This is a genomic window from Frankia sp. CcWB2, assembly GCF_977927585.1.
The window spans coordinates 1-13,701 of record NZ_CDWRCM010000003.1; the positions used below are offsets into that span (position 1 = coordinate 1).

8 protein-coding genes and 2 pseudogenes are annotated in these 13,701 nt (G+C 70.8%); 7 read left to right on the plus strand and 3 right to left on the minus strand.

Annotation, left to right across the window (positions count from 1 at the left end):
* Positions 1–475 precede the first annotated feature (475 nt).
* The 3 genes from ACY45C_RS01020 (at position 476) to pip (ending at position 4,126) form a co-directional block, all read left to right on the plus strand.
* Positions 476–877 carry a hypothetical protein gene (locus ACY45C_RS01020; protein ID WP_462185798.1) on the plus strand — a complete coding sequence of 134 codons (402 nt, stop codon included), beginning with the start codon at positions 476–478 and terminating at the stop codon, positions 875–877.
* Positions 878–1,448: 571 nt separating this feature from the next.
* Positions 1,449–2,885 (plus strand): FAD-binding oxidoreductase, encoded by a 1,437-nt coding sequence (locus ACY45C_RS01025; protein WP_462185799.1) that lies wholly within the window; start codon positions 1,449–1,451, stop codon positions 2,883–2,885.
* A 263-nt stretch (positions 2,886–3,148) separates the two neighbouring features.
* Positions 3,149–4,126, plus strand: coding sequence for a prolyl aminopeptidase (pip, locus tag ACY45C_RS01030; RefSeq protein WP_462185800.1), 978 nt, complete (start codon positions 3,149–3,151; stop codon positions 4,124–4,126).
* On the opposite strand, the gene ACY45C_RS01035 is transcribed toward pip, so the two are convergent.
* Positions 4,116–4,874, minus strand: coding sequence for an SDR family NAD(P)-dependent oxidoreductase (locus ACY45C_RS01035; RefSeq protein ID WP_462185801.1), 759 nt, complete (start codon positions 4,872–4,874; stop codon positions 4,116–4,118). The two genes, pip and ACY45C_RS01035, sit on opposite strands and share 11 nt — an antisense overlap.
* 80 nt (positions 4,875–4,954) lie before the next feature.
* Between ACY45C_RS01035 and ACY45C_RS01040 the strand changes: the two genes are divergently transcribed.
* Positions 4,955–5,416 (plus strand): MarR family winged helix-turn-helix transcriptional regulator, encoded by a 462-nt coding sequence (locus tag ACY45C_RS01040; protein WP_462185802.1) that lies wholly within the window; start codon positions 4,955–4,957, stop codon positions 5,414–5,416.
* Positions 5,417–5,689: 273 nt separating this feature from the next.
* Here ACY45C_RS01040 and ACY45C_RS01045 read toward each other — a convergent pair whose 3' ends face one another.
* Together ACY45C_RS01045 and ACY45C_RS01050 are read right to left on the minus strand one after the other, a co-directional pair.
* Positions 5,690–6,070 carry a type II toxin-antitoxin system death-on-curing family toxin gene (locus ACY45C_RS01045; protein ID WP_462185803.1) on the minus strand — a complete coding sequence of 127 codons (381 nt, stop codon included), beginning with the start codon at positions 6,068–6,070 and terminating at the stop codon, positions 5,690–5,692.
* Complete coding sequence (locus ACY45C_RS01050) at positions 6,067–6,264, minus strand: ribbon-helix-helix protein, CopG family (RefSeq protein WP_462185833.1); 198 nt, start codon at positions 6,262–6,264, stop codon at positions 6,067–6,069. Before ACY45C_RS01050 ends, ACY45C_RS01045 begins: the two co-directional genes overlap by 4 nt.
* A gap of 187 nt (positions 6,265–6,451) precedes the next feature.
* Here ACY45C_RS01050 and ACY45C_RS01055 point away from each other — a divergent pair.
* From ACY45C_RS01055 to ACY45C_RS01065, 3 genes and pseudogenes are all read left to right on the plus strand, one after another.
* Positions 6,452–8,060: pseudogene (locus ACY45C_RS01055) on the plus strand (TIGR02677 family protein); the annotation flags it as partial.
* A 164-nt stretch (positions 8,061–8,224) separates the two neighbouring features.
* Positions 8,225–9,259, plus strand: a pseudogene (locus ACY45C_RS01060) (TIGR02678 family protein); the annotation flags it as partial.
* A gap of 228 nt (positions 9,260–9,487) precedes the next feature.
* Positions 9,488–13,701: TIGR02680 family protein (locus ACY45C_RS01065; protein ID WP_462185834.1), on the plus strand; the 4,214-nt coding region annotated here is incomplete at its 3' end.

The following is a 13,701-nucleotide window of genomic DNA, read 5'->3' on the forward strand; positions in this document are numbered from 1 at the left end:
CGCGTGGCTCACGCCTGCCGACGAGCCGGCCAGCTGAAGCACGTCTCGGCAGAGAAGGTCGAACCAGCGGCGACGGGCGAAACTCACCACTCACACTCCCCGTCCCCCGCCTCGACGGCAGGAGTATCTACTCTCCGCAGAGCTTTCACATCGGGCCATCCCACAGCGTTGTACGCTGTCAGGCGCAGAAGAGCCAGCGCGGCGGAACCATCGAGGGCAGAGTCCAGGTATGTCAGCCACCGACGCTCCCCCGCCATCGCCACCCAGCCCCGATTCACCAGCCTCTGGTCGAAACCCGGGGCCACGATGGTCCGGGCCCGGTGACTTCGGCCAGCCAGCCGCCTTCGACACCAAGGTCGGTGTCGCCGCGCCGCTACTCGCTGGGTTCTCCCTGACCCTCCTCGGCGTCATCGCGCAGGCACCCACATCGCTTCGGTGGCCAGGCGCGGCGATGCTGGCCATGGTAGTAGCTTGTGTGGCCTTCGTCGCGTGCGTGCAGTTCGGCTTCCACGGACGCGCCGTGCTCTACAGCAAGCAGGACGTGGAAGCCTGGGGCCGCATCTCGGATCTCGATCCCGACGTCGACGAGCATGCACGCGCTCAGGTCCAACGGGCCGACATGGAAACCTGGCCACGATGGTACCGGCGTTGCCAGCGCACCTACAACGCCGGCATTGTTTTGCTCGCCGTAGGCGTTGCCATTATCATGACACCGCCAGCTTCCTATTCCGCAGGCACGCCGCTGTCCGGTGCAGAGACGGGATGGCGGTGGGCCGGGTTCGGAGTGGCAATATTGGCCGCACTCGCCGAACTGACTGTCATCCTGCGGGACGAACACGCTAACCGGGCGCTACGGAACCGTACATCGGCCACGTGAGGTGAGAATTAATGTCCACAAGAGGCATGCCGAGTCTGCCAGCACAATGCAAGCACAGCATTCCAGCAAACAAGTGCCCAATCTGCAATGTTTCCGGCAGCGACGACCGTAGGAATGCCGAGGGCCGACCCGGCGAGTCGGAGGAGAACCCGCCTCCAGGTGAACGGGGCCAGTAGAAGCACTCCGGGTCCGAACACAACATCCGCAGCAGGCAGGCGCGGGACCCCACGACAGGACCGGTTGCCGGCAGTCTTCGTGGCACTCCCCTTCAGGGGTGACCTACAGGTTCAGGTTCGCATTGGTGCTGGCTGGGTGCACAAAACCCCCTCCGACCGGCGGACCAGCCCAAACCCGACACGCACTCCCAGGGAATTACGTGATCGGAGTGAGGAATTACGTGACCGTCAGCCCCTCACGGCTGGGAAATTTCGTGATCGTCCACATCAAGAAAATGACGCAGCTCCCACCGGTTATTTTGCGACGATCCAGCCGTCGCGTCACCCTGTAGAAGCGAGTAACGCAGACCGATGCCCACCGGAGACATCGGCAAGCGATGAGGGGAGATCGCTCGATGTCGGCACAGATACTCACGCTGGATGGCGAACGGCAGACGCTCTCGGACGAGACGGTCGAGGAGATCCGCACGATCTTCCGCGGGCAGGTTCTGACGTCGGACGACCTGGGGTATAACGACATCCGAGTCGTCCAGAACGCCATGCTCGACCGCAGACCTGGTCTGATCATCCGATGCACCGGGACCGCCGACGTCGTCGACGCCGTCAGCCTCGCCCACAGGCGGGACCTGCTCGTCGCTGTCCGCGGCGGCGGCCACAGCATCGCCGGGACCTGCACGGCCGACGACAGTTTGATGATCGATCTGTCGATGATGCGGGGTGTCTGGGTCGACCCGGATCAGCGACGTGTGCGAGTGGCGGGTGGTGCGACCTGGGGCGACGTCGACCGTGAGACGCAGCTGTATGGACTCGCGGTACCTGGCGGGGTCGTGTCGACCACGGGCGTCGCGGGTCTGACACTCGGTGGCGGAATCGGCTGGCTCCACCGCAAATACGGTCTGGCCTGTGATGCGCTGCGCGCCGCCGAGGTCGTGACAGCCAGCGGCAAGATCATACGGTGCGACGGGACCGAACATGAGGACCTGTTCTGGGCGTTGCGTGGCGGGGGCGGCAACTTCGGTGTGGTGGTGTCCTTCGAGTTCGAGGCCTATCCGTTGGGCCCGATGGTCTGGAACGGCATAATCGTCCACCCGATCGACGCCGTTACCGAGGTGCTTCCCCGCTGGCAGGACTGGACGTCCACCGTCCCTGACGAGGTCACCAGCCGTGCCCTCCTGTGGTCGCTGCCGGATGCACCGACGCTCCCGCCCGCCGTGCACAACCGCGACGTGCTCATCACGGCCGCCCTGTATGCCGGCGCCCCGGACGAGGGTCAGCGAGCGTGCCGGGCGCTTTCCGAGTTTGGCACGCCGCTTGCCGACATGAGCCAGGCCCTGTCGTACCGGACAGCGCAATCCTCCCTCGATCCCTTCTTCCCTAAGGGCGGACTCCAGAGCTACTGGAAGTCCGTCTACCTGGACAGACTCGATGAGGACGCGACCACGTTCGTGGCGCGCATCAGCCACGACCGCCCGCACCCGACGACGATGGTGCACCTGCCTCTCCTGGGAGGCGCCATGTCACGTGTAGGGACAACCGAAACCGCGTTCGGTGACCGCATCGCTCGGTACCTGCTGAGCATCGACGGAAACTGGCTGGACCCCGCCGAAGACGACGCAAACATCCGCTGGGTGCGCAATGCCTACAGCGAGGCCGTCAAGCTTCGGTCCGCATCGGGCACTTACCTCAACTTCGGCGGCGACGCGGATCTCGACGACGCCGACCGGGCACGGGCCTGGGGGCGCAACGTCGAGCGGCTGCGGCGAGTGAAGCGCACCTATGACCCGGAGAACCGATTCCGGCTCAACCCCAACATCCCCCCCGCCGAAAGCTGAGCCGGCGCTGGGGCTGATGACCGTCCCGTTTGTGATCTACTGGGTAGGTAGAGACAGAGCCGGTGTCCGGCGGCGAGCATGTCGATCAGTTCGCGGAGTAGGTGAGGCATCGGGGTGGCGGTCCAGGCCTGCCAGACCTGCTGCAGGAGGCGGAACGGGATCAGGCAGGTGAGGATCCGGCGAAGGCTGGCCGGCCAGGACGGTAGTCGCTTCAGCCACCGGCGATCTCGCAGGTTCCCGTCTTCCCTTCCGAAGGGCAGCAGATGCGGCAGTCGTTCCCACCCATCGACCCGTATGCGCACGGCCTCCTCGAGGTCGGCGAGGGCAACCAGATCTACTGGGAGACCAGCGGCAACCCAGCCGGGAAGCCGGCATTGTGGGTGCACGGTGGCCCCGGCAGCGGCGGGCGCCGCGGCAGCCGCCGAATGTTCGACCCCGAGGTCTACCGGATCGTCCTGTTCGACCAGCGCGGCTGCGGTGAAAGCCGGCCGCACGCCTCCGACCCGACCGTCAGCCTGGAGCACAACACCACCGAGCACCTCATCGCCGACATGGAACGGCTACGCGAGCACCTGGGCATCGACCGGTGGCTCCTCTACGGCGGCTCGTGGGGCTCGACACTGATCCTCACCTATGCCGAGCGCCACCCCGAACGAGTCTCCGAGATCATCATCGTCGGAGTCACCATGACCCGGCCCGAAGAGATCGACTGGCTCTACCGCGGCGTCGGCCGCCTGCTACCAGCCCCCTGGGAGGCATTCCGCGACGGGCTGCCGGCAGACGACCGGGATGGCAATCTTGTAGCCGCCTACAACCGGCTGCTCACCAGCCCGGACGAGGCAGTCCGGGTCAAGGCAGCGCGGGCCTGGTGCGCTTGGGAAGACGCCGTCATCGCCCACGAAACGCTCGGCACGCCGGGCCAGTACAGTGCCAAAGCCGACGACGCGATGATGGCCTTCGTCCGGATCTGCGTGCACTACTTCGCGCATGACGCCTGGCTTGAGGACGGCCAACTGCTGCGCGACATACACCGGCTCGCCGGGATCCCAGGGGTGCTGATTCACGGCCGACTCGACCTGAGCGGCCCGCTCAAGACCGCCTGGGAGCTCGCCAAGGCATGGCCGGGCGCGGAGCTGAAGGTAATCGACGACTCAGGCCATACCGGCAGTTCCGCAATGCAAGATGCGATCTTGGAGGCGGCTGAGCGGTTCGGCAAGAACGCGCGGGGTCCTAACGGGTAAGGTGCCGTCCACCCGTCACCGACAGCACCTCGCCGTTGATGTGACTGTTGGCGGCCGACCCGAGGTAGGCGACGGCGGAGGCGACGTCCTCGGGCGTGCAGATGCCGCCGGTCGGCGTCTTCGCTGCCTCAGCATCCACGGCCTTCTGGCCGAGCCACGGTGCACTCAGCGCCCGATCGGTCAGGGTGAAGCCGGGCCGTACGACGTTCGTGAGGATGCCGTACCGCGCCTCTCGCGCCGCGAGCACCCGGGCCGCGGTCTCGAGCGATCCCTTCGCCGCGGGGTAGGAGACCGCCGCAGGCAGCGGCTGCTCGACGAGGTCCGAGGACACCAGCACCAGCCGGCCCCACCCGGCGTTCCTCATGCCGGGCAGCACGGCGCCGACCGCTGCCATCGTCCCGGTGACGTTTGCGGTGAGGCTGTCGGTGAGGCTCTCCCACGTCTCGGTCGGCCCCGTCGGCCATGCGACCGCGTTCGCGACCAGGACCGTGATCTCCCCGAGCGTGGTCCGCACCTCACCCACCGCGGCCTCGACCGAGCCGTGGTCCCGCTGGTCCAGCCGCACCGCCACCCCCTTCCCGCCCGTACGGACGATCGCGTCGACGAGGCGCCGGGCACCCTCTTCGTTGTGGTGCCAGCCCACGCCGACGTAGGCACCCTCATGCGCGAACAACCTGGCGACCGCGGCGCCGATCGCACCTGACGCCCCCGTGACCAACACGATCCGACCCTCGAACCCAAGATCCATAATCATCCTCCCAAACGATTAGCCGAACACCTATTAGCCAGCTATATGTTAGCCGACTATGTAAATATACGATAGCCAGCGTGGACGCAGGCGAAGCCATGCGCCTCAACCGGGCGCTGACCAAGATGGGCAAGCTCTACCGCGCCGCGAGGGCGCGCCGATTCGCCGCGCTCGGGCTCCACCCCGGCCAGGACGTGCTGCTGTGGCACCTGGCCCAAGATCGCGGCGGGATGACGATTTCGGAGCTGGCGGCCCGGCTCGGCGTCGAGCCGCCGACCGCGACCCGCAGCCTTGCGCGACTCGAGAAGACCGGGTACTTCCGGCGCGAGCCGGTCGCCACCGACCGCCGCCAGGTGCGCATCGTGGTGACGGATGCGGGCCAGGCGCTGGTACCCGCCATTGAGCAGGCCTGGTCAGAACTCGCCGAGGAGGCCATGGGAGAAGTGAGCGCGCCCGACCGCGAGATCACGATCGACGCGCTCGAGCAGGCCATCGCCAGCCTGCGCGGCGTGATGGGAGACGACGCCCTGGTCGAGGAGTGAGACCGCGCCGATGGCGTGATGGCCGAACATCCGCGGTCCCCCGGTCCATCACGCCTGAAGATCAAGCCAATCGCGGGACCGACGCGGATCTCGACAAGAGCTCAAGGCTCAGCTGGCGCGGCTCCACGACCACCCCCGCCTGTCCGGTCTCACCACTTCAGAGTTCGATCATTATAGCGGTGTCGACGCAGCTCACAGCATATATTTTCTTGGTCGCGTGACGCCTCTGCCGTCATGGTCATGACGCATTGGACGGCTGCCACGAGGCGACTCTCATCGACCGGGTTCGCTCGCCTCCGCGAGAATCCTGGTGATCTCCTCGACAGAATCGCACGCCCCCGCCGCGACGCTGATCACCAGGTCGTAGGCGCCCTCGTTGGTCAGCGTCAGACGGCGGCCGTTAAGACCATAGAAGACGATGAGCGCGGCGAGAGCGAGGCGTTTGTTCCCGTCGACGAGCGCATGGTTACGGGCGAGAGAGTGCAGCAGCGCAGCGGCCTTGCCGTCGAGGGTGGGATACGCGTCGTGACCGAAGACGGTCGCCCGCGGTCGGGCCAGCGCGGATTCGAGCAGGCCATGATCTCGGACCTGGGGCTCGGCTCCGAGCGTCCGTTCGGCGACGTGAAGCAGTTCGGGCAGCGTCAGATAGATCATTCGCCGAGCCGGCGGAGCGCCTCGGCGTACCGCGGAAGCTCCTCGTCCAACACCCGGTCCAGCAGCTCCGCACGGTTGTGCGCCTCGATGTACTCCCGGATCGCCTGCCGGGCGACCTCCTGCATCGACCGCTGCTCCAGCTCGGAGCGGCGCCGCAACGCCTCCGTCTCGGCGTCCGTCAAGCGCAAGGTCATAGCCACGCCCGGAATGGTATCATCAGCGATACCGCCACCGTCGCAATCGTCAAGCGCCGTCCGACAGCCAGCAACATCACCCCCGCAGCAGGTACAGACAGACGCGCGTCAGACGCGCGTCAGTAGTGTCACTGGTAGCCGGTCACCCGCCGTTCACGCAGTAGCATGGTGGGCGATACTAGGCGGTGTGACGAGCGACGGACAGACCGGGCCGGCAGCCGGCGGTGATGCGCCGCCCCGGCAGCCGTTCGCGCACCTGAGCGCCCCCAACGCGGACGTCTACCGGGAGGTGCTGACGACGTTCGCGCGGGCGCGGGACCGGTTCATCGTCCACATGCGCCCCGAGGACGTGCTCGCGGACCTGGGGCGGCCAGGGCAGACCGAGTCGATCATCGCCGCGCTGGACAAGCTCGTTGAGTGGGGCAACCTGCGGGCCGACCCGGACACCGGCCGGGTGACCACGGTGGCGGACTTCCACCGGGCGCGCTACCTGTACCAGCTGACCCCGGCCGGGCAGGCGGCCGAGGAGGCGATCGCCGTCTACGAGGTGGCGATCGGCCGCCGGGGCGCCCTGCAGTCGGTGGCGCTGGAGGACATCGCCGCCCAGCTGCGCGCCCTGGTGGAGATGACGGCCGGCGACGCCGCCGATCTCGACCCGGCGAAGGTACACCTGCTGCTGCTGGGGCTGGCGGAGCGGTTCACCGGACTGGCCGACAACGCTCAGGCGTTCATGACGTCCCTCCGCCGAGTGATCGACTTCTCGGACGGTGGCGTGGACGCGTTCCTCGCCTACAAGCAACGGCTCATCGACTACATCAACCGGTTCATCGCCGAGCTGGCGAACCGGGGCGCGGAGATCGCCACCCTGCTGGGTCAGGTCGAGGGGGCCGGCGTCGAACGCCTGCTGCTGCTCGCGGCCCGTCGGGAGGCGACCGACGCCGTGCCCGACGTGCCCGAGATATCCGACTCCGAGGTATCCGGGGTATCCGACCCCGGACGGACCGGAGCCGGGCGAACCGACGCCGAGCGGATTCGGACCGCCTACGACGCCGCGGTCGCCGCGGCCCTGGACGGCTGGCGCAACCGCTGGCGCGGCCTGCACGACTGGTTCGTGTCGGCGGATTCACGCCGTCCCTCCCAGGCACGGTTGTTGCGGGGCGCGGCGATCACCGCGATCACCCAGCTCATCGACACCGTCGCCGCACTCAACGAGCGCCGTACCGGCCGTTCGGACCGGTCGGCGGACTTCCGCACGCTCGCCCGCTGGTTTGCCGAGGCCCCTGACGACGCGGCGGCCCACCGGCTGTGGCGGGCCGCCTTCGGCCTGGCCTCGGCCCGGCATCTCACCGTCAGCCAGGAGACCGTCGCCGCCTGGCAGGAGGCGCCGCCGATGCGGATCAGCCCGCAGCTGCGCCGGACCGGTTCCTACGAGCGGCGCGGAACGCCGAACCGGGTCACGGACCGCGCGCAGCAGCGGCGGCCTGCTCGCCGAGCAGGCCGCGCGGGAGGCGGAGCAGGCCGCGTCCGCTCGGGCCCGGCTCGCCACCGACGGGCCGGTACTGCTGTCCCAGCTCGGCGTCCTGGACCGGCAGGCGTTCCGGCTGTTCCTCGGCCTGCTCGGGGACGCGCTCGCCGCCAGGCTGCCGGGCGATACCGAGGTGGAGACCACGTCCAGCGACGGCACGGTCCTGATCCGGCTCACCCTCGTCCCCGGCGGGGGGGTGGCGCGGATCGAGACCGAGGATGGCGTCCTGGACAGCCCGGAACACACCGTCGAGATCGTCGACCTGGCCGGTGCGGCATCGCGTCCGGCGGCCTGGAACGGCCTGAATGGCCTGAACGACAGGAATGACCGAAACCGGCAAAACGATCTGAATGGCCGGATGGACGACCTCGATCCGGTCGTACTCGCCGGTGGGCCGGACCGGCTCGAGCTGCTGGAGACCGGACGGGTGTCCGGATGACGGCGGACTCGGTCGCCGAGGAGAACCGGGCCGCGCGGCGCAGGGCCTTGCGCGCGCTGCTGGCCGGGCCGCTACGCACCGCCGGCGCGGACGACGAGGTCCTGCGGCTGGTCCGCCGGCACGCCTCCGAGCTGCGCGAGTGGCTCGCCGCCGAAACCGGCTGGCGGCTGGTCGTCGACGCCGAGTCGGCGCGGCTGTTCAAGACGGCGGCGACCATCCAGGACGACACGCACCCGGCGCGGGAGGGGAAGGGTCGAGCGCCGTTCGGGCGGCGCCGCTACGTCCTGCTGTGCCTCGCGCTGTCGGTGCTGGAGGCGGCGGACACCCAGATCACCCTTGGCCGGTTGGCCGAAGGGGTGCTGGTCGCGGCGAGCGACCCGGAACTGGCCCGCACCGGGGTCACCTTCACCCTCAGCCGCCGGGACGAACGTTCCGACCTCGTGGCGGTGGTCCGGTTGCTGCTCGCGCTCGGCGTGCTGGATCGGGTCGCCGGCGAGGAGGACGCCTATCTGCGCGACAGCGGCGACGCGTTGTACGACGTACGCCGCAGGGTGCTCGCGTCGCTGCTGACCGGTACCCGCGGCCCGTCGACCATCGACGCCGACGACATCGGGGCGCGGCTCGCCGAGCTGACCCACGAGCCCGTCCCCGACACCGACGAGCTGCGCAACCGGTCGCTTCGCCACCGGTTGACCCGCCGGCTGCTCGATGATCCCGTCGTCTATTACGACGAGCTCGCCGAGGACGAGCGCGCCTACCTGATCAGCCAGCGCCGGGCGATCACCAGACGGATCGAGGACGCCACCGGTCTGATCGCCGAGATGCGCACGGAAGGGATCGCGATGGTCGACCCCGACGACGAGCTCACCGACGTACGGATGCCGGAACAGCGCACCGACGGCCACGTGACCCTGCTGGTCGCCGAGTATCTCGCCGCCCAGCCAGATTCCGCGGGGCCGGTGCCGGTCGGCCGGCTGCGTGGCTACGTTCGGAAGATGGCGGCCGAGCATTCCACCTACTGGCGGCGGGGCGTCACCGAACCGGGTGCCGACGCCGAGCTGCTCGCCATGGCGCTGGACAAGCTGCGCGCTGCGGCTGGTCACGGACGTGCCGGGCCAGGCCGGCGAACCACCGGCGGTGCTCGCCCGGCCCGCGATCACGCGCTACGCCGTCGAGGCGCCGACGATCCACGACAGCCGGGCGGGCGGCGCCGGTCCGGTCAGAAGCGGTCCGGTCAGAAGGAAGAAGACGAGCCGCCGATGAGCACCTCGCCCCGTGTGCCCGCGGCACCGACCCGCGCGTCCACGACATCGGCACCGGCATCGGCCACGACACCGTCCCCGGCCTCGACCGCGATTCCCGTTCCGGCCCGAGAGGACCGCTGGCAGCCGCTGCGCGCCGGCCTCGTCGACCTCTTCTACTACGACGTGGAAGAATTCCACTTCCACGACAGGCGGCTGCTGCTGCGCGGCAACAACGGTACCGGCAAGTCGAAGGTCCTGGCGCTGACGCTCCCGTTCCTGCTGGACGGCGAGCTGGCCGCGCACCGGGTCGAACCGGACGGTGACCGCAACAAGCGGATGGAATGGAACCTGCTGCTGGGCGGCCGGCACCCGCATCCCGAGCGGCTCGGCTACACCTGGCTGGAGTTCGGCCGGCTGGGCGGTGACGGCGTCCCCGAGTACCGCACGATCGGGGCCGGTCTGAAGGCGGTCAGCGGGCGCGGCATCGTCCGGCACTGGTTCTTCGTGACCCGCCAGCGGACCGGTCCGCAACTGTCCCTGGTCGGCCCGACCCGGGTGCCGCTGACCAGGGACAAACTGAAAGACGCCGTCGACGGCCACGGCGCGGTGTATGACACCGCGTCGGACTACCGCCGTGCCGTGGACGAAGCGCTGTTCGGTCTCAGCGGGCACCGGTACGAGGCCCTGGTCAACCTCCTGATCCAGCTACGCCAGCCGCAGCTGTCCAAGAAGCCCGACGAGAAGCTGCTCTCCCGGGCACTCACCGAGGCGTTGCCGCCGCTGGACCCCGCGCTCGTGGTCACCGTGGCCGAGGCGTTCCGGGGCCTGGACGAGGAACGGGAGACGCTGCGCGCCCTCGCCGAGGCGGAAACGGCGGCGCAGGCGTTCCTGACCCACTACCGCCGGTACGCCCGGGTGGCCGCGAAACGGTACGCCGCCCCGCCGCGACAGGCGCACAGCCGCTACGAGCAGCACGGGCGGGATCTCGCCGAGGCCGACGCCGCGCATCAGGCGGCGGTCGAGGCCCTGACGGCCGCGCAGCAGGCGCTCACCGAGGTGGAGGAGGCGAAGGCCACACTGACCGCCCGGCGGGACGCGCTGCGGGACAGCCCGGAGATGCGCGACGCGGCGGCGCTGCGGGGCGCCGAGGAGGATGCCGGGCGGCTCGCCCGGTTCGCCGCCCAGCGGGACCGGGACAGCCGGGCCGCGGCCGAGGCCGCCGGCGACCGGAAGCGCCGGCTCACGGGGGCGGAACGCACGGTCCAGGCCGACGCGGCGGGCTTCGACGCCGCGGTCCGGGCCGCCGGGCTGGCGGCCGAGGCCGCCCTGGTCACCGGCCGGCACGCCGCGGTGCTCACCGAGCTGGACGGCGGGGAACCGCCGTACCGCGACGCCCGGCGATCCGCCGAGGCCCTGGTCGGGCAGCAGGGCGCCGCCGTGAACCGCCTCGACGGGTTGCTGCGCGCGGCCCGGGACGACCTGGACCGGATCACTGCCGAGCAGCAGGCCGCCGCCGAGCGGATCGCGGCGGCCGAGGACCTGACCGCCCAGCGCGGGGCGGGCCTCGTCTCGGCCTGCACGGCCTACCTGGCCGGCTGCGCTTACCTGCGGCCGGCCGACCCGGACGCCGCGCTGGCGGCCCTGGCCGGCTGGGTGGACACGCTCGACGGGCCCAACCCGGTCACCACCGCGGTGGACGAGGCGGCGCGGCTGGCCACCGCCGGTCTCGGCCGCCGGCAGGCCGTCCTCGACGGCGAGCAGACGGCCGCCCGGCGGGAACTCGAACGGCTCGCCGAGGAGATCGAGCGGCTGGCGGCCGGTGGCCACGACTCGCCGCCGGCCCCGCACACCCGCGACGAGCACGGGCGGGACGGCCGGGACGGCGCCCCGCTGTGGAAGGTCGTCGACTTCGTCGACGGCGTGCCCGACGAGCACCGGGCCGGAATCGAGGCGGCGCTGGAGGCCGCCGGGATCCTCGACGCCTGGGTCGGCCCGGACGGGCGGCTGCACGACCCCGTCAGCGACGACGTTCTGGTCACGCCCGGGCGGCCGGCGCCGGGGGGTGGGCTGGCTGCGGTGCTCACGCCGGCGATCGACCGCGACGACGCGCGCGCGGGCCGGCTGAGCGACACCGCGGTCGCCGCCGTCCTCGCGACGATCGGCCTGCGCGGTGGGCCCGGCCCGGCCGGCGACTCCTTGGCCCACGAGACGGCGGCCCACGGGCCGGCGGCCAGCGGGACCTCGGGCATCGGGACCTGGGTCACCGTGGACGGCCGGTTCGGTAACGGGGTCCTGACCGGCGGGTGGCGCAAGGAAACCGCCGGCTACATCGGTGAGGGCGCCCGCGAGGCGGCCAGGCGGGCCCGGCTCGACCACCTGCGCGCCGAGGCGGCCCGGATCGAGCTACGGCTCGACGAACTGGCCGCGGCCGCCGCGGAGCTGGCCGGCCGACAGCTCTCGCTGGCCGCCGAGCACGGGGCCCGGCCCTCCGACGGCGACCTGCGCGAGGCGCACGCGCAGCTGGCCACGGAGCACAAGGCCAAGCGGCGGATCGACGCCCAGCACCAGGAGGCGGCAGCTGTCGCGGCCCGCCGGCAGCAGGCCGCGGGTGAGGCACGGGCTGCGGCCGAGGAGTTCGCCGGCGACGTGCGCCTGCCCGCGGAGCCGGCCGCGCTGGCCGGCGTCCGGGACGCCCTGGGTGACTATCGGGCGGAGCTGGCCGCGCTGTGGCCGGCGGCGGAGTCGCTGGACCGGTCCCGCCGCGCGGCGACCGAGGCGGAACACGAACTCACCCTCACGCTGGAACGCCAGGAACAGGCGGCCGAGGCGGTCGCCGAGGCGCAGACGCAGGCCGACGCGGCCGCCGAGCGTCACCGGGTCCTGGTCGAGACGGCCGGCGCCGCCGTCGACGAACTGTTCCGCAAACTGGCCGCCGTCGACACCGCACTCGACCGGTGCGGGCAGCGGGAGAAGCAGGCGCGGGCCGCCGAACGGGATGCGCTCGACGCCCGGGGCCGGGCTCACGGCCGGCGTGAGACGTTGCGGGAGGCGATCACCACCGCCGCGGCCGAACGCGAGGCGGCTGTCGCGAAGCTCCGGGCGTTCGCGGCCACCGGCCTGCTCGCGGTCGCCGTCCCGGGCCTGGAGATCCCGGACCCGGCTGCCGGCTGGGCGCCGTACCCTGCGATCACGCTCGCCCGGGCGGTCAACGCCGCCCTCGACGACGTCGACGACACCGACCGCCGGTGGGAGCTGGCGCAGCAGCGGGTGTCGGCCGAGCACAAGGTTCTCACCGACGCGCTGTCCCGGCACGGCCACTCGGTCGGGATGATCGTCTCCGACGGCGTGATCGTGGTCGACGTCCTGTTCCAGGGCCGCAAGCAGGACATCCCGGCCCTGGTCGCCGCGCTGGAGGCGGAGACCGGACAGCGGGCGATGCTGCTGTCCGCGAAGGAACGCGAGATCCTGGAGAACCACCTCGTGAACGAGGTGGCCGGCGCCCTGCAGGAACTGATCAGCGACGCCGAGAGCCAGGTCCGCCGGATCAACACGGACCTCGCGCAACGGCCCACGTCGACCGGCATGCGGCTGCGGTTGCAGTGGCGGGTCGCCCGCAGCGCCCCCGAGGGGCTCAGCGCGGTGCGCGACCGGCTGCTGCGGCAGACGGCCGACGCCTGGAGCCCCGCCGAGCGGACCGCCGTCGGCGCGTTCCTCCAGGAGCAGATCAACCGGGAGCACAGCGCGGACACCACCGGCGGATGGGCCGAGCAGTTGACCCGTGCCCTGGACTACCGCGGCTGGCACGAGTTCGCTGTGCAGCGATTCCAGGACAGTCAGTGGCGGCCGGCGAGCGGTCCGGCATCCGGTGGTGAGCGGGTGCTCGCGGCGTCGGTGCCGCTGTTCGCAGCCGCCTCGTCGTTCTACGACTCCTCCGGCAACCGGCATGCACCCCGCCTGGTCGCCCTGGACGAGGCGTTCGCCGGGGTGGACGACGACTCGCGGGCCAAGTGCCTGGGCCTGCTCGCCGCGTTCAACCTCGATGTGGTGATGACCAGCGAGCGCGAGTGGGGCTGCTACCCGCAGGTCCCCGGCCTGGCGATCGCGCAGCTGTCCCGCCGGGACGGCATCGACGCCGTGCTCGTCACGCCGTGGCGGTGGGACGGGCACGAGCGCACCCGCGTCGACCGGCCGGTGCCCTACCAGCCCCAGCTACTCGACCAGCCCCAGCC